27 protein-coding genes are annotated in these 24,579 nt (G+C 63.7%); 6 read left to right on the top strand and 21 right to left on the bottom strand.

Annotated elements, in window-relative coordinates; translation table 11 throughout:
* Positions 1-55 precede the first annotated feature (55 nt).
* Positions 56-367: a DUF4229 domain-containing protein gene (locus tag HMPREF3171_RS00140; RefSeq protein WP_070421723.1), complete on the bottom strand. Its 312-nt coding sequence runs from the start codon at positions 365-367 to the stop codon at positions 56-58.
* Positions 368-406: 39 nt separating this feature from the next.
* Between HMPREF3171_RS00140 and HMPREF3171_RS00135 the strand changes: the two genes are divergently transcribed.
* Complete coding sequence (locus tag HMPREF3171_RS00135; protein ID WP_070421775.1) at positions 407-673, top strand: hypothetical protein; 267 nt, start codon at positions 407-409, stop codon at positions 671-673.
* A gap of 222 nt (positions 674-895) precedes the next feature.
* Here HMPREF3171_RS00135 and HMPREF3171_RS00130 read toward each other — a convergent pair whose 3' ends face one another.
* The 8 genes from HMPREF3171_RS00130 to hemL are packed head-to-tail and all read right to left on the bottom strand — an operon-like array spanning position 896 to position 8,157.
* Entirely contained in the window at positions 896-1,144 is a 249-nt protein-coding gene (locus HMPREF3171_RS00130; protein ID WP_070421722.1) for a helix-turn-helix domain-containing protein, read from the bottom strand.
* Positions 1,141-2,139, bottom strand: coding sequence for a UDP-glucose 4-epimerase GalE (galE, locus tag HMPREF3171_RS00125; protein ID WP_070482087.1), 999 nt, complete (start codon positions 2,137-2,139; stop codon positions 1,141-1,143). Before galE ends, HMPREF3171_RS00130 begins: the two co-directional genes overlap by 4 nt.
* Positions 2,139-3,149 (bottom strand): c-type cytochrome biogenesis protein CcsB, encoded by a 1,011-nt coding sequence (gene ccsB / locus HMPREF3171_RS00120; RefSeq protein ID WP_070482085.1) that lies wholly within the window; start codon positions 3,147-3,149, stop codon positions 2,139-2,141. Before ccsB ends, galE begins: the two co-directional genes overlap by 1 nt.
* Positions 3,150-3,175: 26 nt before the next feature.
* Entirely contained in the window at positions 3,176-4,837 is a 1,662-nt protein-coding gene (locus tag HMPREF3171_RS00115; RefSeq protein ID WP_070482084.1) for a cytochrome c biogenesis protein ResB, read from the bottom strand.
* The gene (locus HMPREF3171_RS00110) at positions 4,838-5,611 is read right to left on the bottom strand and encodes a cytochrome c biogenesis CcdA family protein (protein ID WP_070449639.1); all 774 of its coding nucleotides are present in this window, start codon (positions 5,609-5,611) and stop codon (positions 4,838-4,840) included.
* Entirely contained in the window at positions 5,612-6,199 is a 588-nt protein-coding gene (locus HMPREF3171_RS00105) for a TlpA family protein disulfide reductase (protein ID WP_070482082.1), read from the bottom strand.
* A gap of 9 nt (positions 6,200-6,208) precedes the next feature.
* The gene (locus tag HMPREF3171_RS00100) at positions 6,209-6,838 is read right to left on the bottom strand and encodes a histidine phosphatase family protein (RefSeq protein WP_246815276.1); all 630 of its coding nucleotides are present in this window, start codon (positions 6,836-6,838) and stop codon (positions 6,209-6,211) included.
* Entirely contained in the window at positions 6,835-8,157 is a 1,323-nt protein-coding gene (gene hemL / locus HMPREF3171_RS00095; RefSeq protein WP_070482080.1) for a glutamate-1-semialdehyde 2,1-aminomutase, read from the bottom strand. The genes HMPREF3171_RS00100 and hemL overlap by 4 nt, the downstream gene beginning before the upstream one ends.
* Positions 8,158-8,177: 20 nt before the next feature.
* On the opposite strand from hemL, the gene HMPREF3171_RS00090 reads away from it, so the two are divergent.
* On the top strand, positions 8,178-9,014 hold the full coding sequence (locus HMPREF3171_RS00090; protein ID WP_070482078.1) for an NAD(P)-dependent oxidoreductase: 837 nt from the start codon (positions 8,178-8,180) through the stop codon (positions 9,012-9,014).
* A 178-nt stretch (positions 9,015-9,192) separates the two neighbouring features.
* Here the strand turns inward: HMPREF3171_RS00090 and HMPREF3171_RS00085 are convergent, their stop codons facing one another.
* The gene (locus HMPREF3171_RS00085) at positions 9,193-10,011 is read right to left on the bottom strand and encodes a DedA family protein (protein ID WP_083291878.1); all 819 of its coding nucleotides are present in this window, start codon (positions 10,009-10,011) and stop codon (positions 9,193-9,195) included.
* Positions 10,012-10,111: 100 nt separating this feature from the next.
* Here HMPREF3171_RS00085 and HMPREF3171_RS00080 point away from each other — a divergent pair, with 100 nt between their 5' ends.
* Positions 10,112-10,426: a FitA-like ribbon-helix-helix domain-containing protein gene (locus tag HMPREF3171_RS00080; RefSeq protein ID WP_141743295.1), complete on the top strand. Its 315-nt coding sequence runs from the start codon at positions 10,112-10,114 to the stop codon at positions 10,424-10,426.
* Positions 10,423-10,845, top strand: a complete 423-nt coding sequence (locus HMPREF3171_RS00075) for a type II toxin-antitoxin system VapC family toxin (protein WP_070482076.1) — start codon at positions 10,423-10,425, stop codon at positions 10,843-10,845. The genes HMPREF3171_RS00080 and HMPREF3171_RS00075 overlap by 4 nt, the downstream gene beginning before the upstream one ends.
* Here the strand turns inward: HMPREF3171_RS00075 and HMPREF3171_RS00070 are convergent.
* The 10 genes from HMPREF3171_RS00070 to HMPREF3171_RS00025 form a co-directional block, all read right to left on the bottom strand.
* Complete coding sequence (locus HMPREF3171_RS00070; RefSeq protein ID WP_070482074.1) at positions 10,842-12,242, bottom strand: protoporphyrinogen oxidase; 1,401 nt, start codon at positions 12,240-12,242, stop codon at positions 10,842-10,844. The genes HMPREF3171_RS00075 and HMPREF3171_RS00070 overlap by 4 nt on opposite strands.
* Positions 12,242-13,291, bottom strand: a complete 1,050-nt coding sequence (hemE, locus tag HMPREF3171_RS00065; protein ID WP_070482071.1) for a uroporphyrinogen decarboxylase — start codon at positions 13,289-13,291, stop codon at positions 12,242-12,244. The genes HMPREF3171_RS00070 and hemE overlap by 1 nt, the downstream gene beginning before the upstream one ends.
* A gap of 26 nt (positions 13,292-13,317) precedes the next feature.
* Entirely contained in the window at positions 13,318-15,843 is a 2,526-nt protein-coding gene (locus tag HMPREF3171_RS00060) for a heavy metal translocating P-type ATPase (protein WP_070449656.1), read from the bottom strand.
* Positions 15,844-16,365: a hypothetical protein gene (locus HMPREF3171_RS00055; RefSeq protein WP_070482070.1), complete on the bottom strand. Its 522-nt coding sequence runs from the start codon at positions 16,363-16,365 to the stop codon at positions 15,844-15,846.
* Positions 16,366-16,372: 7 nt separating this feature from the next.
* A complete protein-coding gene (locus HMPREF3171_RS00050; protein ID WP_070482068.1) occupies positions 16,373-16,987 on the bottom strand; it encodes a hypothetical protein in 615 nt (204 codons plus the stop codon).
* Positions 16,980-17,981, bottom strand: coding sequence for a porphobilinogen synthase (hemB, locus tag HMPREF3171_RS00045; RefSeq protein WP_371325692.1), 1,002 nt, complete (start codon positions 17,979-17,981; stop codon positions 16,980-16,982). The genes HMPREF3171_RS00050 and hemB overlap by 8 nt, the downstream gene beginning before the upstream one ends.
* Before the next feature lie 42 nt (positions 17,982-18,023).
* On the bottom strand, positions 18,024-19,724 hold the full coding sequence (locus HMPREF3171_RS00040; RefSeq protein ID WP_070482066.1) for a bifunctional uroporphyrinogen-III C-methyltransferase/uroporphyrinogen-III synthase: 1,701 nt from the start codon (positions 19,722-19,724) through the stop codon (positions 18,024-18,026).
* A gap of 132 nt (positions 19,725-19,856) precedes the next feature.
* Positions 19,857-20,738, bottom strand: coding sequence for a hydroxymethylbilane synthase (gene hemC, locus HMPREF3171_RS00035; RefSeq protein WP_070421705.1), 882 nt, complete (start codon positions 20,736-20,738; stop codon positions 19,857-19,859).
* The gene (locus HMPREF3171_RS00030) at positions 20,739-22,064 is read right to left on the bottom strand and encodes a glutamyl-tRNA reductase (RefSeq protein ID WP_083291877.1); all 1,326 of its coding nucleotides are present in this window, start codon (positions 22,062-22,064) and stop codon (positions 20,739-20,741) included.
* A gap of 45 nt (positions 22,065-22,109) precedes the next feature.
* Positions 22,110-22,346 carry a glutaredoxin family protein gene (locus tag HMPREF3171_RS00025; RefSeq protein WP_070421703.1) on the bottom strand — a complete coding sequence of 79 codons (237 nt, stop codon included), beginning with the start codon at positions 22,344-22,346 and terminating at the stop codon, positions 22,110-22,112.
* 85 nt (positions 22,347-22,431) lie between these two features.
* On the opposite strand from HMPREF3171_RS00025, the gene HMPREF3171_RS00020 reads away from it, so the two are divergent.
* Both HMPREF3171_RS00020 and HMPREF3171_RS00015 read left to right on the top strand, forming a co-directional pair.
* A complete protein-coding gene (locus HMPREF3171_RS00020; RefSeq protein ID WP_070482062.1) occupies positions 22,432-23,466 on the top strand; it encodes an HAD family hydrolase in 1,035 nt (344 codons plus the stop codon).
* Positions 23,459-23,965, top strand: a complete 507-nt coding sequence (locus HMPREF3171_RS00015; RefSeq protein WP_070482060.1) for a GNAT family N-acetyltransferase — start codon at positions 23,459-23,461, stop codon at positions 23,963-23,965. Before HMPREF3171_RS00020 ends, HMPREF3171_RS00015 begins: the two co-directional genes overlap by 8 nt.
* Positions 23,966-24,000: 35 nt before the next feature.
* Here the strand turns inward: HMPREF3171_RS00015 and HMPREF3171_RS00010 are convergent, their stop codons facing one another.
* Positions 24,001-24,462, bottom strand: coding sequence for an ASCH domain-containing protein (locus HMPREF3171_RS00010; protein WP_070482058.1), 462 nt, complete (start codon positions 24,460-24,462; stop codon positions 24,001-24,003).
* Positions 24,463-24,579: the final 117 nt, after the last annotated feature.

Below are 24,579 nucleotides of genomic sequence, written 5' to 3'. Positions count from 1 at the left end.
GCTATCGGCGCCCTGGCTGCTCGCGCCGACTGTCCGCGCTGCGCTGCCGGCGCCTCTAGCGGTCCGCGAGCTCGCTCTGGATCCACTCCTTGCGAGCATCGCGCTGACGCTTCAGCTCCGCCACCGCCGCGTTCGCCTCCAACCGCTGGCGCTTGAACACCAGCATGGACAGCGGGAACGCCACGATAAGGGCAAGGAGGGCGGACATGATGACGGGCACGGGGGCGTCGATAAGCACTGCGAAGAGCTGAATCACAACCGTCAGCGCAATGAACAACACCAACCGCAACACGCCATACACCGCGACCGCCCTATTCGCGCGCGACTTAGCCTGCGGATCTACCTGCGGAGAAGTTTCCTCATTCACATGGCTAACCCTAACCGGCGGGCAAGTATGTTTAAAACCATGGGAAGATTGCTACTCCTTGCATTGATCATCCTGGCCGTCATCCTCATGTGGAAAGCGTTCGGCCCCGGCTCCGCGCAGCGCTACGGCAGCCAGCGCGGCCTCCAGGAACCCCAAAAGCCGGTCATTAAAGGTCCTGACGATGACGAAGAGTTCCTCTGGAACATCGAGAAGAACCGGTTCAAGGAGCGCCGCGCCCGCGAAGAAGCCGAACGTAAGCGCCGCGAGGACGAGGAGCGCCGCCGGCGTCGCGGCGAACTGGACTAGGGGCGGGTTTGCAAATAGTTCCCCGCCCGGGAACTTTCTTGGGTTTGGGAGGAGAAATATTTCACTTCCCCCAGGTCGGTTTTTGAGATCGCGCAAATAGTTCCCGGGTTCCGGCGCGGGCGTGGAACTATTTGTCCCTCCCTGACAGATTTTGCGAAATCTGTCAGGTCCGATTTCTGACCAGGCGCAATGCGGTGCGCTGACAGATTCCGGCGGAAAGTGTCAGTCCGACTCCGCCAGGACAACCTTCAGGCCCAGGGTGTGGGCCACCGAGATGACCTTCTCCCACCGAACGCCGGCGCCGCCGTGCTCGATGGTGTGCAGGGTGGAGCGGGACACGCCGGCGGCGTCGGCGACGTCCTGCTGCAAACGCCCCGAAGCGCGGCGCCTGGAGGCAATCTGCTCGCCGAGGGCGATGAGCACCGGATCGTCGCTGGCGGGTTTACCCTGCTTGTTGCGGGGTTTGGTCATCGGTTGGCCTCTTGTTCCAGAACGGCGGGGAGGTTCTCAGACCAGGCCAGGGAGTCGCGCACCCCGTCGGCGATGGAGCGTTCGGGGGTCCAGCCCAACACGTCGTGGGCTTTGTCGGTGCGGGTGGCGCAGCCGACTACGTCGCCGGGGCGGGCCGGGCCGGTGGCCACGGACAGTGGGGTGCCGGTGGCCTCACCGAAGGCCTCGGCGAGTTCGAAGACGGTGGTGCCCTGGCCGGTGCCGAGGTTGATGACGTCGTAGCCGGTGGAGATGTCGTCGAAACGCTGCAGGCAGGCGACGTGGGCGCGGGCGAGGTCCCAAACGTGGATGTAGTCGCGCAGGCCGGAGCCGTCGCGGGTCGGCCAATCAACGCCGGTGACGGTGAAGGTCTCGCCGGCGCGGTAGGCGGAGATCATCTTGCCCAACGCATGGGACGGGACCGGGTTCTGCAGGCCTGTGCGCAGGGCCGGGTCGGCGCCGATGGGGTTGAAGTAGCGCAGGGCGATGGCGTTGAGGTGGCCGGTGGCGGTGTCGTCGCGAAGCACTCGCTCCAACAACCACTTCGACGCGGAGTAGGGGCTTTGCGGGTCTACAGGGCTGGTTTCGTCGACCATGTAGTCGGAGCCCGGCTCGTACATGGACGCGGTGGACGACAGGATGAAGCGGCGCACGCCGAAGCGCTCCATGACGGACAGCAGCGTGATGGATTTGGCCACGTTGTTGTCGTAGTACAACAGGGGGCGCTCGACGGACTCGGGGACGACGATCTTGGCGGCGCAGTGGATCACCGCGAAGATATCGGGATGGTCCGTGAACACGCGCTCGAGCAAGGCGACATCAGCGACGTCGCCCTCGTAGCAGGCGAAGCGCTCGCCGAAGGTGCGCAGGCCGGTAGAGAAATCGTCCAGAATTACCGGCGTGATGCCGGCATCATCGCAGCAGGACGCAATTGTGGACCCGATGTAACCGGCACCGCCGGTGATCAGCACCTTCACTAGTTCAGCCCTGCGTAGGAGTGCAGACCCGCGATCACGGTGTTGACGTAGGTCATGTTGAAGATTGTCATCGCCATGGCGAACACGTTAATCCACGCCGCTGCGGTGGACTTCCAGCCGGCGGTAGCGCGGGCGTGGAGGTAGGCGGCGTAGAGGATCCAGGTGATCATGGACACGGTTTCCTTCGCGTCCCAACCCCAGAAGCGACCCCAGGCTACCTCGGCCCAGATGGCACCGAAGACGATGCCGATGCCGAACAGCGGCAGGGTGACCACGGCGGTCTTGTAGGCGATTTGGTCGAGCGTCTTCGCGGACGGCAGCGGGCGCGCAATGGCGCCGAAGAAGCCGTGCTCCCCGCCGCGGGGCTGCCACATGCGCAGCAGGTACAGCAGGGCGAACGCGCCGGAGACCAGGCCGATGGATGCGCCGATCGCCGCGGAGGACACGTGGACCGGCAGCCAGTAGGACTGCAGCGCCGGCACCACCGGGGCGGCCTGCATGTGGAACACCGTGGAGTTGAGGAACATCGCGATGACCATTGGGAACAGCAGCCACGGCCAGATGGTGTGCCAGCCTTTACGCTGAATCACCACGGCGGCGACCACCATGATCACAGCGGTCATGAACAGGATGTATTCGTACAGGTTGCCCAGCGGGAAGCGTTTCGCGCCGAGGCCACGAGTGACAAATGCCACCACGTGCAGCGCCACGCCCACCCAGACCAGCGCCTGGGTCATGCCGGCCCATTTGCGGGCGCTGGCCACCTTGGCGGTGTATTCCGAGTCGTCGAACGGCGATTGCGTATCGACGACATCCGGCCCGCCAGCTCCCACCAGCACCTTCTTCTCAGCCTTCTCGGCCTTCTCTGCCAAAGCCTCGCGGCGGACGTCGATGACTGCCGTGACGCGTCCGTAGTAGATGAAGGACATGATCAGCGCCACGATGTAGATGATGAATGCGGTGCGGAATGTCAGGTCGGACAGTTCCGCCATGGTGGTGTTGACAAGCATAGGTCTTAACCTACTCCACCAGGCACCTATTTTCCAAGGTCATAGGGGTCAAATTCTTCCTCGTCTTCGCGACGTTCGAGGTGTGAATCGTCGCTAAGAAGCTCTGCTGCGAGCTCGTCGAACTCGCGTCCCCACCCCGCGCGGTCCGTGCGGGCGAGGCCGGCGATTTCCACGGCGGTGTGGCCTGGCGTGTCGGACGGGTGCAGGCGGACCCAGATGCGGCGGCGTTTAATCGCCAGCGAGCCGGCGAGTGCGAGCAGCATGACGGTGGAGGCGATCAGCGCCCAGATCTGGGTGGTGTCGCGCGAGATTTGGTAGTTGGCGTATTCGGCGGCGCCGTCGAAACGCACCTTCACCTCGCCGCCGTCGGTGTCCACGGTGGCTTCGGAGCCCGGGGTCAGCTGGACGCGGGTGACTTTCTGCAGCAGGCCTTCGGCGACGAGCGCCTGGTCGAGCGTGAAGATGTTCTGCGGGCGGCCGGTATCCAGGCCGGCGTCACCGACGTAGACGTCGACGGAAATCGCCGGGTCATCCATCGTGGGGAAGGCGGACTGCAACTGGTCGCCGTTCGGGCCGGTCCAGTTGGCGGTGGGCGCGAAGTTGCCCTCGATGGCGATCTGGTTCTTGCGGCGCTCCCCCAAATCCGGGTACATGCCGGCCGGTGGATCGAAACGCATCACGCCAGACGACAGGAACGTGGTCACGTCCGTGGGGCGGAACTGCACCATCTGGGTACGGGTCTCCCCGTTCGGCCAGGTGATGGTGATCTGCGGGGCGAAGCCGTGGCCTTGCAGGTAGATGCGGTCGCCGTTGATGCGCAGCGGGCCGTTGACGGTCAGAGTGGCGCGATCCCATTCGTCCCGCGGCGCGTTGAGGTCGTCGGTGTAGGTCACGTCCGAGGAGAACTCGTTGGCTTGGCCGTTGTTGAGGTATTTCGCCTTGAAGTCTTGTGATTCGAAGCAGAAGGGGGTCAGGCCGGTGCCGTCGAAAAATGGCCCGGCGCGGAACACGTCGAAGTTGGCGGGCGAGGTGTTACAGAACACGCGCGACTGTTCGACGGGGATGGCGTTTTCGTGCTCGGAATTGGTGATCACGATGGCCTGGCCCTCGTAAAACACCATGCGGCCTGCGGCGAAGGCGACGATCATGCCGACGATGCCGATGTGGAAGATCAGGTTCATCAACTCACGCGTGTAGCCGCGTTCCGCCGAGATGGAGAACACGCCCGCGCGGTCCTCGTCGGGTTGGTATTCGGCGACGTGCCAGCGCTTGAGCTTGTCGCGCACTTGCTTTGCGACGACCCCCTCGTCCCCCTCAACCACACCCTCCGTATGCATTGGCATGCGGGTGAGGTAGCGCGGGGCGCGGGTCGGCTTGGCGTTATAGGCCCGCCAGTGGTCCATCGAGCGCGGGAGGATGCAGCCGATCAGGGAGATGACCAGCAACAGCACGATGGCAACAAACCAGGTGGAGTTGAAGACGTCGAAGAGCTGCAGGCGGTCGTAGATGGGCCCCATGGTGGGGTTGGCGCGCAGGTAGTCGTCGACAAGCGTTGCGCTGACTTGGCGCTGCGGCAGCAGAGCACCCGGCACGGACGCGAGCGCGAGGATGAACAGCAGCATGAGTGCGGTGCGCATGCTGGTGAGCCAGTGCCACGCCTTGCGCAGCCAGGTTTGTGCCGTCTTCATTTAGATGATCGTCCTTCCGAAACCGTCGACGAGTTGGCGCGACCAGCCGATGAACGCGTCCCATGCGCCGGTGAGCAGCATAAGCCCGACGAGGATCATGGCGATGCCGCCTGCGATCTGGATGGCGCGCGAATGCTTGCTTAGAAAGTCGATGGAGCGCACAGCTTTCGACGACCCCAACGCCACCAGCAGAAATGGCAGGCCTAGGCCGATGCAATACGCGACGACAAGCAGCACGCCGCGGGCTGCGGTAAGCCCCTGGGTGCCAACCGACACCGAGATGATCGACGCCAACGTCGGCCCCAAACACGGCGTCCACCCCAGCGCGAACACACCGCCGAGCAGCGGCGCGCCAAGGATCGTGGTCCACTTTTTGGGCTGCATGCGGGTGTCGTTTTGCAGCGCCGGCACCGCACCCATGAACACCAGGCCCATGAGGATGGTGACCACCCCGCCGATGCGGGTGAGCGTCTGGGCGTTGAGCGCGATCGCGCTGGCCGCGCCGAACACCGTGACCGTGGCCAGCAGGAACACAACCGTGAACCCGGCGACGAACAACGTAGCCGCACCGGCGACCGCCCAGTGTTTGCGGGCCACGCGCGGGCCTTTGTCGTCCATGGTCATCTCGCCGCCGACCACGCCGGTCAGATACGAGATGTAGCCCGGCACCAGCGGGATCACGCACGGGGATGCGAACGACACCAACCCGGCCAGCGCGGCAGCAAGCAGGCCGAACAGCAGCGGGCCGTCGGTGACGATGTCGGCAAGGCCCACCTAGGCCTCCTCAGCCAAACGGTCAACAACCTCGATGATGTCATCCGCAGTCACCCCGCGCAGGAACACCGCGGCCGGACGGTGTTGCTTGTCCAGCACGATCGTGGTCGGGATCACCGAGGACGGCACGCCACCGAGCGAGGCGGCGGTCTTAAACGGCGGGTCGTAGATGGACGGGTAGGTCACGCCGTTGTCTTTGACGAAGTCCCGGGCAATCTCCGCATTGGAGTCGCGCACGTTGATGCCCAGCACGGTGCCCTGCCCGTTGGCCTGCAGGTGCTGCTGGATCTCCTCGAGGTCATCCACCTCCGCACGGCACGGCGCGCACCACTGGCCCCAGGCGTTGAGCACCACGATCTGGTTCTCAAAATCCGACAGTGCGATCGTCTGGTCTGGCTCCATGAGGGACTCGCCCTCAAAACCGGCAAGGGGCTTGCGCTCTGCCTCGTCGTAGGTGATCTCCGTCTGGCCACCTGGGGAGTGGAACGAGAAGGTTCCGCCCTGGTCCGCCGACGAGCTTGAGCAGGCCGAAAGCGCCAGCGCCGCCGCGCAGCACGCAGTGGCGATAAGCTTCCGCTTCTTCGTCATGGTGTCTACCTAGATCTCCTGGGCTGGGGTGTTGTAGGCCCAGTCAACAACACGGCCACCTTCAAACACAAGTGACGTCACGCTGGCCAGGTCGCACTGGCGACTCATGTGTGCGAGCGGCTTGCCCTGCACCTGGCGCTGCACCATGACAATGGGCAGCTGGTGGCTGACCATGACGGCCTCGTGGCCGTCGGCGATGTCACGGGCGTCGAGCACGGCGTCCCACATGCGCTCCAAGATGGCGTCGTAGGACTCGCCCCAGCTCGGCTTGAACGGGTTGGTCATGTGGCGCCAGCGGATCGGATTGGCCAACTGGGTGCGCCAGCCCTTGGTACGTAGGCCCTCGAAGGTGTTGCCGGCCTCGAGGATGTCCTCGCGGGTCTGGATCTCGCAGCCGGTCACCTCCGCGATCGGTTGCGCCGTTTCTTGCGCGCGCTCGAGCGGGCTCGCCGCCAGGTACGTCACGTCGCGGCCCTCAAAGAACTTCGAGGTCACCAGCGCCATGGACTTACCTCGCGACGACAAGTGGTAGCCCGGCATCCGCCCGTAGAGGATCTTCTTCGGGTTGTAGACCTCCCCGTGGCGTACCAGGTGCACAATCGTCCGGGACTGCCCGCCCGGGTTCAACGCGTCGCTCACTCCGGCGCCACCGCCTGGGCGGCTGCCTTCGCCGCGGCACCGAGGGCGTCCTCGATGCGGCCGAAGTCCTCGTCGGTCAGCGCGGTGGAGACGAACCAGGTCTCGAACGCGCTCGGCGGGGCGTACACGCCTGCGTCCAGCAGGGCGTGGAAGAACGGTGCGTAACGGAACGTGTCCGCTGCCTGCATGTCGGCGAAGTTGTGGCCCTCGCCCTCAGCAAAACGCACGGACAGCATGGTCGCGGCGCGCTGGATGTGGTGGGCGACGCCTTCGCGGGTCAGCGCGTCGCTAAGAAGCTGCGCAAGCGTATCGGCGTTGCGGTTCAGCGTCGGGTAGATGTCCTCGTTGGCCAGACGCAACGAGGCGAGGCCGGACGCCATGGCCACCGGGTTACCGGACAGGGTGCCTGCCTGGTAGACGGGGCCGTTCGGCGCGAGCTTCTCCATGATGTCGCGGCGGCCACCGAACGCGGCTGCCGGCAGGCCGCCGGAGATGACCTTGCCAAAGGTGGTCAGGTCGCCCGCGACGTTGTCCACGCCGTACCAACCGGAGTAGGAGGTGCGGAAGCCGGTCATCACTTCGTCGAGAATCAACAACGCACCGTTGAGGTGTGCGACCTCCTTGAGCTTCGCGTTGAAGTCGTTCTGCGGCGCGACGGTACCCATGTTGCCGGCAGCGGCCTCGGCGATGATCGCGGCGATCTGGCCTTCGTTCTCACGGAAGGCGCGCTCGACGGCCTCAATGTCGTTGTACGGCACGACGATGGTGTCCGCAGCCTGCGCACCGGTTACACCCGGCGAATCCGGCAGGGAGAACGTTGCAATGCCGGAGCCCGCAGACGCCAACAGCGCGTCGACGTGGCCGTGGTAGCAGCCCTCGAACTTCAGAATCTTCGGACGGCCGGTGAAGCCGCGGGCGAGGCGCACAGCAGACATGGTGGCCTCGGTGCCGGAGTTGACCATGCGCACCTCATCCACGGACGTGCGGGAGACGATGTGCTCGGCGATCTCGATCTCAGCCTCCGTCGGCGCACCGAAGCTTAAGCCGTTAACCAGGGCCTTCTCTACCGCCTCGATGATCTCCGGGTGGGCGTTGCCGTGCACCATCGGGCCCCAGGAACAGACGAGGTCGACGTACTTGTTGCCGTCGACGTCGATAAGTTGCGAGCCGTGCGCACTCTGGATGAAGCGGGTCTGGCCGCCAACCGAGCCAAACCCGCGCACAGGCGAGTTCACCCCGCCCGGTGTGAAACGTTGCGCGCGCTCGAACAATTCTGCCGAACGCTGCGTATTGCCTGAAGTCGGGTTCTGGGAAGTCATGGTTGTCTATCGTAGGCCATATGAATATTGCGTTTTTAGGCCTTGGCCGTATGGGAACTGAGCTCGCGCTCAAACTTGTCGACGACCACTCGCTGACCGTGTGGAACCGCACCGCCGAAAAGACCACTCCCCTGGTCGAACGTGGCGCGCGTGCCGTCGAGACGCCGGAGGAGGCCGTCAAGGGCGCGGACCTTGTCATTACGTCGTTGTTCGGCCCGGACACCGTCCGTGAGGTTGTCATCGAACCGTCCCTCATCCCCGAGGGCGTGACCTGGGCCGACTCCACCACGATCTCCCCGGAGGACGCCGCCGAGTTCGCCGCTGCCGTCCCCGGCTACGTCCACACCCCGGTGGTCGGCTCGCTGCCGCCCGCCCGCGCAGGCAAGTTGGGCGTCTACGTCGGCGGAGCCGATGCTTCTCGACGATCCACCGTCGCCGACGTCGTCGCCCCCTGGGCCGCCGCCAACCCGGAGCGTTTGAAGGTTGTCGATTCGGCCCCAGCCGCCGCCACCGGCAAGCTCTTGGCAAACCTGGCGTTGGCCGTGACCATCCAGGGCTTCAAGGAGGCGTTGGTTTTGGGCGAGTCGCAGGGCCTGGCGCCGGAGCAGGTTGTGGACATGCTCGGCTCGACCGGCCTGGAGTTCATCGTGAACATGAAGAGCCCATTCCTGTTGGGCGAGCGCTCCACCTCGCCTGGCGACTTCACCGCCGACGCCATCGCCAAGGACGCCCGCCTCATGCTGGCCACCGCCGACAAGGACCTGCCGGCCGTCGCCGCCGCGCTCGCGTCCCTGGAGGAGCAGCAGGAGGCCGGCCGCGGCGACGAGGACTTCTCCACCGTCGTGGTCAACCGGTAGGGGGTTGGCCCTGCCTCTCCCTCAGCCCCTCTTCTAAGAAAGTTCCCGGGCAGGGAACTTTCTTCACCCCGACGGGCAAGAAGATTCACTTTCCCCAGGAAAGACGGCAACCAGAACGAAAATAGTTCCACGCCCCAACCGGGAGCGTGGAACTATTTTGCGTTGGCGACCATTTTCGCTACTTGCCTGCCTCGAGCTCGTTGCCCACGGCCTCGACGGCGCGCCCTTTCTTCTTCGACTGGTTGCGGAAGATACCGAAAAACACCACGACCAACAGCGCAATTGCAACCCAGTTGGCTACCTTGGCGTACTGGTCCAGGACCTCCACGACCGGCTCACCGATCCACCAGCCCAGTCCAAGGTAGAGGAACGACCACAAGGTCTTGGAGATGAAGTTCAGCACCATGAACTTCCACAACGGCATACCCGAGATGCCCATGAACACGAACACCACAAATGCGATCGGCAACGGAATGGGCACGTACGCCAGGAAGATACCGATCCAGCCGAGCTTGATCGCCCACCCTTCCACGCGGGCGATGTTCTTCGCCGCGCGTTTCGAGTTCGCCGCCTGCACGTCCAGGATGCCGCGACCCCAGAGTTTGCCGGCCCACCAGTAGATCCAGTCGAACTTGATGTTCACCAGCGAGCCGATGAGCAGGTAGATCAGCCAGTGGGGCGCCTCCCCCACCGCGGCGAGCGCACCGGTGGAGGCTGCGCCGACGCGTGAGCCGGTCAGTGCCAGCAGGACCGGCGGGTGCAGGCCGAGCAGCCATGCACGCAGCGGGATCATCGCCAGGCCGAAGATACCGACGAAGCCAAACCAGGCAAGGCACCAGTAGTCGGCTTTGGTGGGTTTGCCGTTCCAGGGCAGGCCTTCTTCTTCCCACCATTCCTTCTCGGCGGGTTCGGTGGGTGCCGCGGCATCAGCAGCGCCGGCAGCTTCGGCGGCTTCGACGGCTTCGGCGGTGTCGCGCTCGTTGGCGTGTTCTTCCATAGGTGATCAACCTAGCGGAGAACCCGCATTTGACCCTAGCCACACATCGCCCAGTGATGCTAGCATTTTGACAGCACAATTTGGATCGTAAGGAGGCAGCATGGGCGCTATCCAAAAAAGCAAAGCGACGCGCATCACGCGTCGGGCTGAGACCATAGTCGCTGAAAAGCCAGAGAAGACCGTAACGTTGACTATCCGTGGCGTCGACGAGAGAGTGCGCCACAAGATCAAACTTCAGGCCAGTATGAATGGACGGTCTATGGAGGCAGAGGTACGTCATATTCTGGAAGAAGCAGTCCGACCTGTAAAGGCTGGCTTGGAGCTTTTCGAGCTCTCCCAAGAGGTGGGAGGTATGGATGACCTCGCCGGTGTTATGGATGAAATGGTCACTGCCCGTCGCGGCGGTCAATCATGATCATCCTTGATACGAACGTTGTTTCAGAGCTTTGCCGGAAGGCTCCGCACGAAAACGTCAGACGATGGGCAGCCACCACGGACCCGAAGCAGTGCATTACTTCCATTACAGTCGGCGAGATTGTCCGAGGCGTTCGGAGTTTGCCGTCAGGTGCCCGACGGAACGAAATTCAGCACGTTGTCTTCTGGCAATTGTCTAATTTCGAGCAGCGCAACGGTGTCCTTGCTTTTGATACAGACGCTGCCTGGGCATTCGGCGAAATCGTCGTGGAGCGAAAAAGGATGGGGCGCCCGATCCATGACGCCGATGCGATGATCGCCGCGATTTGTCGCGCCCACGATGCCCCGCTTGCCACCCGCAACCTCAAGGATTTTGAGGGCACGGGTGTGGAGGTCATCGACCCCTGGGAGGATGCCTAAAGCAGTTGCTTGGCGACGACGCGCGCGTCCGCCACTACCGCCGGCACCCCCACGCCGCTCGCCCAGGCGCCGGTGACGGAGATGCCGTCCACCTTGTCGATGATGTTTCGGACGTTGGCCACGGTGGCGAGGTGGTGTTCGTCGAAACGCGGCAAGCCGCCGAACCAGCGCTGGACGAAGATTTCCTCCAGGCCGGCGTCGCGGCCGTCGAAGCCGGTGATGGTTTTCAGGTCGTCGAGTGCCCAGTCCACCAGGTCGTCTTCGGTGGCGGTCAGGGCGATGTTGTCGCCGAAGCGGCCGAAGCTTGCGCGCACGATGGCGCCGCCACGTTCGGCGAGGTGAGGCCACTTGCGCGAGGAGAAGGTGAACGCCTTCGCTTTCACGTCGTCGGCACCGGTGGCGACGAGCACGCCCGAGTTCTGTGGCAGGCCCTCGTCGGTGGCAAACCGCATGCCGACAACGGCCGAGTTGGCCAACTTCACCGACTGGAGCTCCTGTGCCGCCTCTGGGACGACTTCCTTGAGCAGCAGCGCTGCGGTTGGTGCGGGTACGGCGAGGATGATGTGGTCGTAGATGGTGTCCTCGCCGCCCTTGAGGCGGAAACCGTTGCCTTCGCGGCGAATCTCCGAGATGAACGCGTCGATGTAGATGTCCGCCCCAGACTGCTCTGCGAGGGCTTCGTAGAGTTCGTGGTAGCCGTCGCGGAACGTGTTAAAGACCGCCCCCTGGCCGGTTGGCAGCTCCGCGCGGGAGCGCTCCAGGTTGGCCACGGCGGTGGACAGGTGCACCTTGCCGTCGCCGGCTTCAGCGAGGCGGTCGAGCTCTTCTGCCAGTTGCGGGATGGTGGCGCGAACGCCCAGGTCATCGGCGGTACAGGAGTAGACCCCACCAAGCAGAGACGACAGGATGACGTCGACGACTTCGTCGCCGTAGCGCTCGCGCACGAGTTTGCCGACGTTCATGTCGCCGTCGGTGTCCCAGGTGAAACCTTCGCGGTTAGCTTCGTCGTCGATACGCGCTGCGGTTTCGGCGCTGACCAAGTGCGCAACCGTTTCGGAGGTAGACGGGATACCCATCACGCCGCCGGTAGGCAGACCGCGGGCCTCGCCATTGGACCAGATCAGGGAGCGCAACCCGGACGGCTCGACGAGCAAATCACCAAGACCCAACTCGGTGAAGAACTCGACGGCATCCTTGCGGCGTGCGAGGAATGCCTCGGCGCCCATATCGGTCGGGCCGGCTTCGAACGCGACGGTGTAGAGCTTGCCGCCGATGCGGTCAGTGGCTTCGTAGACGTCGATTTTCGCCTCGTCCGTGTCCTCGTTCGAGCTGAGTTTACGAAGCTCGTAGGCGGCAGTCAGGCCCGCAAGGCCTGCTCCGATAATGGCGATGTTCATTAATTCTCCTCGTGGATGATGCGCACTGCCTCAGTGATGGCGTCCGCATCGGTGGTCGGCAGTACGCCGTGGCCCAGGTTGAAGATGTGTCCGGTGGCGTCGCCAGCTTCGACTGCCCGGGCGGCCTCACCCTTGATGCGGGTAATCTCCTCGCGCACCACGTCGGTGCCGGCGAACAGCAGCGCCGGGTCCAGGTTGCCCTGCAGCACGCGCGGGGAGGCGAAACGCTTCGCGGCGGTGTCCAGCGGCACGCGCCAGTCCACACCCATCACCTCGCTGCCTGCCTCAGACATGGCGCCGAGCAGCTCGCCGGTGGCCACACCGAAGTGGATGCGCGGGATCTCTCCCGCCACTGAATCCAGGATTTCAACCGAGTACGGCAGGACAAACTCGCGGTAGTCGGCTTCGGTGAGGAAGCCTGCCCAGGAGTCGAAGAGTTGCATCGCGTCGATGCCGGCCTCGACCTGCGTGCGGAGGAACTCGGTGATCGTTGGCACGAGGCGGCGCATGAGCGCGTGCCAGGTTTCCGGATCGCCGTGCATCATCGCCTTGGTCTTCTCGTGGTTCTTGCTCGGCCCGCCTTCGATGAGGTAGCTGGCCAGGGTAAACGGCGCCCCCACGAAGCCGATGAGGGCCTGGGTGTCGCTCAGTTCGTCGAGAATAATGCGGATGCCCTCGGCGACTTCCTCGACGGTGTGATCCAGGATCGGAAGGTTGTCCACGTCCGCGCGAGAGCGAATTGGCGTATCGACGACCGGGCCCGTTCCCGGCACGATCTCCACCCCAACACCCGCTGCCTTCAGCGGCACCACAATGTCAGAGAACAAGATCGCCGCGTCCATGTCGTGGCGGCGCACCGGCTGCAGCGTGATCTCCGCGAGCAGTTCCGGCATGAAGCACGAATCCAGCATTGCAATGCCTTCTCGCACCTTGCGGTACTCCGGCAAGGAACGGCCGGCTTGGCGCATGAACCACACCGGGGTGCGGGACGGAGTGCGGCCGTAGGCGGCCTCAAGGAACGGAGCGTTAACAAGGTCGCGTCTAGTCATAGTGCCTTAGCCTACCTGCGAAAAGCCTAGATCTTGAACCGGCGTGCCCGGCGCGACTTCGCCTCGATGAACAGGGAGCTGCCCAGCATGAGCAGTGTCGCACCGACGGGCGGTAGGGCTCCGGCGGCGGCGAGGACGACTGCGGTGGCGTTGTACGCAACGGCGAAGGCGAGGTTGCTGTTGGCGATGCGTTTAACGCGTTGGGCGTGCTCGATGAGTTGGGGCACGGACATGACGTCTTCGCGGATGAGGACGACTTCGGCGTCGTCGCTCCAGCGTGGCTCTTTGGTGCCGGCGAGGTCGTCTTCGGCGAACAGGATGCCGGAGTCGGCCACACGCAGCGTGGGCAGGACGGAGGCGTCGCCAACCATGGCAACGTTGGAACCTTGTGTGTGCAGTGCACGCACAGCATGGGGTTTGTCCAGCCCGTGAATGCCGGCAAGCACTTGAGAGATGCCGAGGAAGTCAGCGAACCGGCGCGCCACCGGGTAGGTGTCGCGGGTGAGCATGACGGTTTCCACACCCATGGATTCCAGGCGGTCGATGGCCTGGATGGCGTCGTCTTTAGCGGGGTCGTACAGCGTGATCACGCCGCGGTCACGTCCACCCCACCGCACGACGACGGGTGTGCCGCCAGTCGTGGCGGCGACGGAGAGTTTGCCGTGGAGTTGCGACAGGTTCGTCGGGCGCCACAGCGATGCCGCAAACGTTTCGGAGCGTGCGTTTTCACCAGTGCCCCACGTTGCGGTAATTGGTCCACCGAACTCGCCGTCGGGTGAGAAGGTGTCACCGTTGGCTTCGATCCAGTCTGGGATGCGTGGGTCGCCGGAGCGGGCGTCGCGTGCTCCTCGTGCTGCTTTCACGATTGCTTTGGAGGCCGGGTGGTCCGAGTCGGCAGACAGGACGCCGGCGATGCGCAGCACCAGTTCAGTGCTTTCGCCACGTACTGCGGTGACGGTTTCCACATGCATTTCCGGTTTGACCAGGGTGCCCACACGGTTGAAGACGACCATGTCGGTGTCGGCCAGGGTGCGAAGCGCGTTGCCGTCGCGCACAAGCATGCCGTGGCGCACGGCGGAGTCGAGGCCTTGGCGCATGGCGAGTGCAGGTGAGATGGCCAAACTCACGGGTGCGACGACGACCAGGATGGCCAGCGACGTCGCAGCGGCCGTGTTGATGTTGCCGTTAAACAGCAGCCAGAGTCCGAAGTTGAGCACCGCGATGACATAGGCGGTTGGGATCAGCAGGCCCGCGGAGCGAGTCGAGACCATGGTGGCTGCGTTTTGGTGACGTGAGGCGTCGTCAAGCCAGCGCTGCACCGCCGCAAGCAGTGTGGTGTGGCCGACGCGCGCGGCGCGGACTTTGATCTCGCCCGAGGCGAGCACCGAGCCGGCGGTGACGATCGAGCCGACTTTGAGGATTTGGTCGCGGTGCGTATCGACGAGCTCCCCACCAATCCGGCCGGAACCACCAACCACTTCCCCATCGACTGGGATGATGTGGCCTGCGGTGAGCGTGACGTCGTCGCCACGCCTGATCTCTGTTGCAGGCAACTCTTCGGGGCTGGGTGTGCCGCGTTTGTCGCGGTGATCCACGTTGTAGACGTCCTCAGCACCTGGTCTGCGTGATTCGAGCTCCTCGCGCAGGTCTGTGCGCACCTGCATGGAGAAGTACCTGCCGAACAGCAACAACGTGGTAACAGTGCAGGACACCTCGAAGTACAGCTCTGGGCTGTCTGACATGCGCAGCGGCATCCAGCTGCCGGTGGTGGTGTAGCCGATGTCGCCGACGCTGGTAAACAGCAGCATGGCAAACGACCACACATAGGAGGCCAGGATGGCGATCGAACTCGCACCGTCTAGCGCCGAAATACCGCGACGCACGCCGCCTGCCATGGCGCGGTGGAACGGGGATGCGCACCACAGCGCCACCGGGGTGGCCAGCGCGAAGCACACCCACTGCCAGCCCGGGAAGTCCAGCGACGGGATGTAGGTGAGTAGCAGCACCGGGATGGTCAGCAGCACCGCCACCACAAGGCGCGTCGGTGTGACTAGGTCGCGGGCGGTAAACAGCACGTCGCCTTCACGGCGGGAGCGCCGCGACACCGGACGCACAAACCCTTGCGCACGGGCGATCAGGTTCGCCTCTTCGTTGCGACGATGCTTCGCCCGGCGCGGCATCGGGTGTTCCTGCCAGTAGCGGCCGTGTGCGCGACGCTGCAGGGTCGAGTCGGTCACGGTTGCGGTGACGCCAAAGCGTTCGATGGTGTCGGTGAGCTCCACAAGCGGCGTACTTGCCGGTGCGGTGACCCACGCCATCTTCGTCGGGTACACCAAGCGCGCCGACACACCTGGCAGCGCCTCAAGTGCTTCGGCGATGTCGGTCAGTTGGGGCCCGTCCTCAATGCCCTCCAGCTCGAAGGCGTAGGAGGCGTTGGGGCGGACAAGTTCCCCGTCCAGATCCCACGTCGCAGTGCCCGGGTCAATGCCTGCTTGGCGTGCGGCGTGGCGGGCTTCCTCGATGCAATTGTCCAGGTGTTCGTGGTTGCTCACTTACGCAACTCCCCTCCACAGGTCGCCACTTCGCGTATCGACGAACACATTCGCCGCCGGCCGGAACATCCCAAACAGGGCTGCGACAAGCAGGACAACCACCACGATGGAGGCCCAGCCAGCCACGCCGATGAAGAAGCCGGCAACGTTGAGGAACACAGTTGCCCCAATGCTTGCGGCTGCAATCCTTCGCGCAGTCTTCGACCCTTTATGGAAGTAGGCCGCACTCATCGACAGCAGGATGGCCAAGGCGATGTTGCCCCACGCCAAGATGCGCAGATTGAACCGGAAACGTTCGATCAATGCTTCGTCGGCACCTTCGATCATCCAGGTATCCGGCAGCCGGTCAGGCACGCCCTTGGCCAGGGTCATCAGCCCGATGACGATCATCAACACCGCACTGGCAACCACCAGGTAGTAGGCGGTACGTAGCGGTCGGGGCCACTGCTCAGTGGCCTCGCCGCTGTACCTACGGTTCTTGTCATTCGGGTCTGAGACCATCGTGGGGAACATGCCTGCCATTGGGGACCTACTGTTCCTTCTCTGTCTTGGCTGCGTCTTTCTTCGACGCATCCTTCTTGGGCGCTACCCAGTTCACGGCGTCTTTGTCCGTGGAGTAGATGATGCCCAGAATGCCGGCCACACCCAGAATGATTTGGACGACACCGTCGATGCCGTAGAACACCACCGGTATGGCGGTGGAGGCGGGCTGCATCATGAACAGCGTGATCATGCGGAGGGCGAAGAACACCCCGAAGATCTGCAGCAGCCGGTACGCGTTGCCAGCCTGGGAGCTTTTGTTCCGCACGGCGCGCAGCGCGAACACGAACAACAGCAGCACACCCAACTGGATGAGTGTCATGAGGATCAGGGATCCGTAGACGCCCATGTTGATTAGGCCGTCCGAGATTTCCTCGCCACGCTGCTTAGCTTGTTGCTTGGCGGCGTCCCGCAGCGCGGACGGGTCGACGAACGCGAATACGACGGAGAGAATCTGGTGGATTAACTCGCCTGCGATCATCACTGCCCAGCACCGCAGCATCAACTGCACGGCCTCCGGCGGGCCGCCCGGCGTCTTCTTGTCCACGGCGCTGGCGTCGACGTGGCTGGGACTCTTCGGGTTGAGTGGCGGGAGGCTAACCATTGAGCTGCTTTGCTGCTTCGATGGCGTAGTAGGTCAGAATCTGGTCCGCACCAGCGCGTTTAATGGATACCAGCGACTCCATCATGGTCTCTTCGAAGTCGATCCAACCGTTCACGCCTGCTGCCTTGAGCATCGCGTACTCGCCGGATACCTGGTAGGCCGCCACCGGCACTGGTGACATTTCTGCCACCTTGGCCAGCACGTCAAGGTACGGCAAGGCCGGCTTGACCATGACAATGTCTGCGCCTTCGGCGATGTCCAGTTCGGTCTCCAAAAGGGATTCGCGCACGTTTGCGGGATCCTGTTGGTAGGTGCGGCGATCGCCCTTCAGCGACGAGCCGACAGCATCGCGGAACGGACCAAAGAACTTGGAGGCATACTTCGCGGAGTACGCCATGATGATGACGTCCTCAAAGCCCTCGCGGTCGAGTGCCTTACGGATCTCGCCGATCTGGCCGTCCATCATGCCGGACGGGCTGACCATGTGTGCGCCAGCGCGCGCCTGGGACAGGGCGAGGTCGCAGTAGATTTCAACCGTCTTGTCGTTGTCCACGATCTCGTTGCCGTGTGCATCGGTACGCAGCACACCACAGTGGCCGTGATCGGTGAACTCATCAAGGCACGTATCGGAAATGATGACCAGGTCGTCGCCGAATTCGTCGCGAAGCGCCTTGATCCCGCGGTTCAAAATGCCATCTTCCGCAACACCGATGGAGCCTGTGGCGTCCTTATCCGCTTCAAGCGGCACACCAAACAGGTCGATCGCCCGCACACCAGCCTCAAGCGCCTCGTGGCAAATTGCCTTCAGGGAATCCTCGGTGTGCTGGTACACCCCCGGCATGGAGGCAATCTCGCGCGGCGCATCAAGGCCGTCTGCGATAAACAGCGGGAGGATGAAGTCGGCCGGGTGCAGCCTCGTCTCCGCCGTCAGGGTGCGCAATGCGGGGTTCTGCCGCAAGCGCCGTGGTCGTCGGGTGAGCTCAAAATCTGCCATGCGCCACATCTTAGAACGTCACCCGACACGACCCCAGCCGTGCTAGTTGCTCGCTGCCGACTTCCGGCGCTTCTTGCGCGGCGGCGGCAACTGCCCAGCCGCACGCAGGCCAGCAACGTGCTCTGCCAAGGCGTCAATGAGCGACGGGATATCGGCGACCTCCGGGACGACGTCCACACGCAAGCCCTGCTCGCGGGCTTCTGTCTCAGTCACCGGGCCAATGCAGGCGATGATGGTGCGCGCGTGCGGCTTGCCGGCAATACCCACAAGGTTCTTCACCGTCGACGGGGAGGTGAAGCACACGGCATCGAACCCGCCAGTCTTGATCATGTCGCGCGTCTCCGGCGGTGGCGGAGCAGCACGCACGGTGCGGTAGGCGACAACGTCGTCGACCTCCCACCCCTTGGCCTCCAGGCCATCGACCAGGACGTCGGAGCCCAGGTCCGCGCGCGGCAGCAGCACACGGCCAACCGGGTCGATATCCTCGACATACTCCGGGAAGATCTCCGCCAGACCAGCAGCGTTCTGCTTTGTACGGTGCGGGATCAGCTCCGGGTACATGCCACGGGCACGCAGCGCATCAGCGGTCTTCTGCCCCACCGCACCCAGGTGCACGCCGGCAAACGAGCGGGCGTCCAGACCAAGCTCCTCGAACTTGTCCCACACCGCATCAACGGCATTAACAGAGGTAAACAGCACCCAGCGGTAGCGTCCCTCCACAATGCCCTTGATCGCGCGGTCCATCTGTGCCGGGTTGCGCGGTGGCTCGAGCGAAATCGTCGGCACCGACTGCGGGATCGCACCGTACTGCGTCAGGCGGGCGTTCATCGGGCCAGCCTGCTCCTTCGCACGCGGCACAAGCACTCGCCAGCCATACAACGGCCGGTTTTCCCACCAGGAGTACTTCGAGCGGTCGTCCGCAACAGTGCCAAGCGTAACGACGAGCGCACCCGACAGATCCGCATCCAACTTGCCCACCGTCTGCAACGTGGCATCAAACGTGCGCTGCAGACGCGTCGTTCCGTTCGTCGTAATCGTCACCGGAGTGGCGCCTTGGAAACCGCGCTCCATAAGCGCTTCTGCCATCTCTGCGAGGTGCTCCTGGGTGGCCTGGAACACCAACGGTTGCGGCGCAGACGCCAACTGATCCCAGTCCACCGGACCGTTGGTCAGGTCAGCCTCGGTATAGGTCGAGCCCAGCGCAATACCAGCGAAGGACGGCACCGTCGACGGCAAGGACATGCCCGGCACCACGTGGAACTCCAGGCCAGCGTCTGCAACGGCGGAGATCTCCTCCATCACAGCATCACGGGTCAGCGGGTTGCCGGCGACCAGACGGATCACGTCACCGTCGCCTGCCTCGCCGTCCTCGATGGACTTCGCTGCCGCCTCGAGCGCCTCGCGCAGCTTCGGCACAATGCCCTCACCTGCCAGGTCGCACTCCTGGAGCTCCGCCGCCGTCGGATCTTCCGGCTTCGGCGGCTTACGGCGCGCACCCGCCGCCTTCGCGTCGGCGCACATCTGCTCGTAGACGGCTTTCGCCTCGTCGAGCTTGGCCTGTGGCACTGGCAATGCTGAGCCAACGAAGTTTCTGACCCCCGCCGACACTTCCGGATCGACGAGTGCGATAGCGTTAGCTTCCATCACCTCGCGGGCACGGACCGTGAGCAGTTCAGGGTTGCCCGGTCCGGCACCCACGAAGATCACCTTCCCCGGCTGGGGGGTGTGAGAGGGCAATGTCATAGAGGAATCTCTTCTAGGCACAAATAACATCCCCCACGCAGACGGATCCACTTAAGCGACCCGTTGCGCGGAGGGGTGTGAACGTATGGTATTTACACCATAAAAGGGATATGCCCCAGAACAAAACCACCGCTACTTCATAACGTCGGCGGCACCGCGTTCAAGCAACGCCTCAGCAGCGCGTCGACCGATCTCCTCCGGGTCCGTACCCTGGACATCTTCCACGAGGGAACGGGACCCATCCAGCGCAAACACGCCGGCACGCAGCTCGATGCCGTTCTCCGTCGCACGCGCGGTTGCCGCCACCGGCGCGGTGCAGCCGGCCTCGAGTACGGCAAGTACGGTGCGCTCGGCGCGGGCCTCGGCGGTTGCGGTGTCGTCGATAAGTTTCGCAATTGCTTCGCGGCCAGCCGTATCGTCGACACGGCACTCGACCGCAAGTGCACCCTGAGCCGGCGCTGGGATGAACTCGTGCGGGTCGAAGATCTGGGTCGCCCGGTCGCCGTAGCCACCACGCACCAAGCCTGCGTACGCGAGCATGATCGCGTCCAACTCGCCAGATTCGACGTAGCCCATACGACGCTCAATGTTGCCGCGCAGCGGACGAATGTCCAGGTCCGGACGCATCGCGCGCAGCTGGGAAATACGACGAGGTGCCGATGTGCCCACGCGGGCACCTTCCGGCAGCTCCGCCAGCGTCAGCCCATCGCGGGCGATGAGCGCCTCGCGGTTGTCCTCACGCTTGGGCACGATGAGATAGGAACGCGGCTCGTACGCCGTGGGCAAGTCCTTAAACGAGTGGACCGCAACATCCACCTCGCCATTAAACAGCGCGTCGCGCAGCGCGGAAGTGAACACACCGACGCCAATGCGCTCCACCGGCGCCTGCGACAGGTCGCCCGGGGTGACCACGATTTTCAACTCAGCCGGGTGGCCAACCGCGCCAAGGTCGTCGCGGACATGGCCCGCCTGTGTCGTCGCCAAGTGCGAACCACGAGTACCAATCTTCAACATTTACTTCTCCTTACCGCGCAGTTCCTCAGGCAGCGGGAGACGCTGCGCCTCCACCGACACCGCCGGCTGATCCAGCCCGAACAGTTCGGTCACTACCTCTTCCACACTCACTGTCTCCTGCGCCGCCGCAAGTTCCTTAATCTTCACCGTCGGCGCGTGCAGCAGCTTGTCCACGACCCTACGGACCGTGCGCTCAACCTGTTCAAAATCTTCCTCAGACATATCCGGAAGCCGGGTGCGAAGTTTCTGCAGCTCCTGACCAGAGATCTCCGCAGCGTTTCTGCGAAGCCTCGTCACCGCCGGGGCCACCCCACGCACCCGCTGCTCGGAGGAAAACAGTTTCACTTCCTCGTCGATAATCGCCTCTGCCTCACGCAGCGCGCGCGAATCCTCGTTGGTCGTGTTACGCATCTGCTCGTGCAGGTATTCAATGTTGACCAGGTGCACGCCGTCGATGTCAGTGACCGCGTCGTCGATATCGCGCGGCAACGACAGGTCCGCCAGCATCACCGGACCCGCAATGTCCTCCGGCGTAATGGTGAAGCCGTCAGCCGCCGTCGCGGACACCACAATGTCCACCCCACCCATCGCGTGCGAGCGGTCTTCAAAATCCACAACCTCCGCCGGCACGCCCGCCTCGCGGGAATGTCCAGCAAGGCGCTCGGCGCGGTCGCGCGTGCGGTTGGCAATCACCAACCCGTCAATGCCGCGCTTGCCCAGGTGCGTCGCCGCCAGCGAACTCATCGCGCCAGCCCCCAACACCAGAGCTTTCTTCCCCTTGAAGTCTTCAATCCCCATCAGCCCCATCGCCTCATCCAAGGCGGCGGTAACCATGGACGCGCCCGAGTCGTCGATAGTGGTCTCAGTGTGCACACGCTTACCGGTATGCAGCGCCATCTGCGCCAACGAATGCAGATTCGGCCCCACCGTGCCACGCTCCGCCGCATCCACATACGCCGTACGCACCTGGCCGATGATCTGCTGCTCCCCCACAACCATCGAATCCAACCCCGACGCCACAGTAAACATGTGCTCCGCAGCAGCATCCGCGTACCGCACGTACAGGTAGCGACGCAGCTCCTCGATGCCCACCCCAGACACCTTCGTCAGCACCGTCAACACGTCCTCCACACCAGCGTGGAACGCGTTGGCCACCGCATACACCTCGAGACGGTTGCAGGTGGAGATAATCATCGCCTCGGACAACGAAGGCCGCTCAACAAGAGCCGCGGACGTCCCCTCCTGCAGCTCCGTATCCATGCTGAGACGTTCTAGTAGGGACACAGGTGCAGACCTATGCGACATCCCCACGACAAGAACACTCACAAAACCCTCCAGTCCGCGTTGGAAATCAAACTAAAGGATAGCCCCTTACGCGAGGAGCGCCGCCTCAAGGTCTGCGTTGTCCACTTCCCAGCAGGCAAGCTCCTCGCCGTCAATGACGACAACCGGCACGCGATCGCCGTATTCGGCAGCGTTGTCGGGGTCCAGGTCGACGTCGACAAGCATTAGCTCCGCGCCACACTTCTCCACTACCGGAGCAATCTGCGCCGCCACCCGCTCGCACGAACCGCACGTGGACCGCACCATCAACTCCACCGTCTTCATCCGAACTCCTCTACATCGTGTCTGCGGCGCTCGCCGTTGTACGATTGCTCACGCTAACACCGCCACCGAAAGAGTCACGATCGCCATGTCAGAACAGCGGGAATTCCTCGCACAATGGTCAGTCTCTCAAGGAAACCTCCGCCGCTTCCTTGAGGACCTTGCACTGCCCCCGCTTGACGACGACGCCCAGCGCACCGCCGGCCAAGCCGCCGCCGCTGCCGCCGTTGAAGAAACCTTTGGCATCAACATCCAAGACTTCGCCCTCGGCGTCGACTCTGTCGGCGGCGCCTTCAAAACCGCGGGCCGCCAAAAAATCACCCAGCCGGACCCCGATATTCCCCAGGACCTCGAGGCGGCGGCATTCTTCGACATCGACAACACCCTCATCCAGGGCTCGTCGCTAATCCTGCTCGCCCAAGGCCTGTTCAAGAAACGCTTCATCACCTTGCGCGAACTCGCCCCGGCCCTGTGGAAGCAGATCCGGTTTCGCGTCTCCGGCTCCGAAAACGCCGACGACATCGCCGAAGGCCGCGAACAGGCCCTTGCTGTGGTCAAAGGCAAACGTGTCGACGAGCTCAAGGAGGCCTGCCAGGAGATCGTCGACAAGCAGATGCTGAACAAGTCCTACTCGGACGTCATCGAACTGGCCTCCATGCACATCGCCGCCGGCCAGCAAGTCTGGCTCGTCTCCGCCACCCCGGTCCAGATCGGCCAGGCCCTGGCAGAAACCCTCGGGTTCACCGGTGCTTTGGGCACCGTGGCGGAAGAAGAGGACGGCAAGTTCACCGGCCGCCTTGTCGGCGACATCCTCCACGGCCCCGGTAAGAAGCACGCCGTGGCCGCGCTGGCCGCGCTGCAGCAACTCGACCTGAAGCAGTGCACCGCCTACTCCGACAGCATCAACGACCTGCCAATGCTGGAGATGGTCGGCTCCCCCGTTGCCGTCAATCCGGACCGCGCGCTGCGTCGCCACGCAAAAGCCCAAGGCTGGGCCGTCCGCGACTACCGCTCCGTTCGCCGCGCCGTGCGCCTGTCCGCCCTGCCAGTGTTGGGCGCTGCGGGAGCGTTCTCGCTGTGGCGCCTGTGGAACAAGCGGCAGGAAAGGACTCACCATGCCTGATGCGTTTGCCCTGCGCACCCCGCGGCTTGAGTTGTCGGTGCCGACGGATGCGGATATCGATGCCATTTTTGCGATTCACTCAGATCCCCGCACCTACGAGCACCGCCCCGAGCTGACAATGAAGACCCGCGATGAGGCTGTCGAGCTTGCGCGCTCGTGGCAGAACAATTGGGCTGAGCAGCAGTTGGGCTACTACACGGTACGCACCCTCGACGGCGCGACCATCGGCTTTACCGGGGTACGGCACAGCGAGGAAGCCGGCGAAGAAGTCCTGAACCTCTACTACCGTTTCGCACCAGAATCGCAAGGCCAGGGCTACGCCAAAGAAGCCGCGGCTGCCGCGATTGCCAGCGCCCGCGAGCGCTTCCCGTCGCTCCCCGTCATCGCCATCATCGACCCTGTGAATGAGGCATCGATTGGCCTAGCTTTGAGGCTCGGACTTGCGTATGTTCCCGGAGCGGGCGTCCCCGGCGACTACGAGGTGTACCGGCTTTCCTAGCTGGGAAAGCCGGCGTTGGTTCGGGCTGTGTGGCCTCAGCCGCGCCACGGCTCCAATGCCCTGATCGGGTACCGCTCATCAACGGTAAAGCGTTGGCACACCACCTGCGTGTCGTCGTCGATATCAAGCTCCCCGATGTATTCCACAAATTCTGGAGAGCGCCAATAACGTTCATGCCCGGCACGCCATTCGCCGGCATCCGTGTAGCCCTCTCCCTCGGCAATGGCATGCTCGTCGCTCACGTCCGCCAACCGGTAAATCTGAACCTCAGTCGTGCGGATGACGCACACCACGTTGTCATGTGAGTCAAGGACGGCCTCGAGGGCACCCACTTCCTCATGCGGCTGATAGTCGTTGGGGTATTCAGCCAGCAAGGATGCTGTCGCAGTTTTCGTGCCGTCCAGGATGGCGTTGACAAGAGCGTCACGGAGCGGGCCTGGAAAGGCGAACTCGCCACGAGGCAACTCCGAAATGGGTTCTGCGGCGTCCCGATTCATACATTCATATTAGGCAGCGAGGCTCACCGTCCTTGGTGTCGCACTGTTATGCCTCGTAGTTTTGGGTTTCCGCAATCCTGGACAGTCGTTTTCCCTGGTCGTCTAGCTCTGTGTTTG

Origin of the sequence: Corynebacterium sp. HMSC08F01 (genome assembly GCF_001807545.1) — a bacterium.
GTDB lineage: Bacteria > Actinomycetota > Actinomycetes > Mycobacteriales > Mycobacteriaceae > Corynebacterium > Corynebacterium coyleae.
The sequence above is the reverse complement of the archived record's forward strand: the minus strand, read 5'-3'. Positions and strand labels throughout refer to the sequence as shown.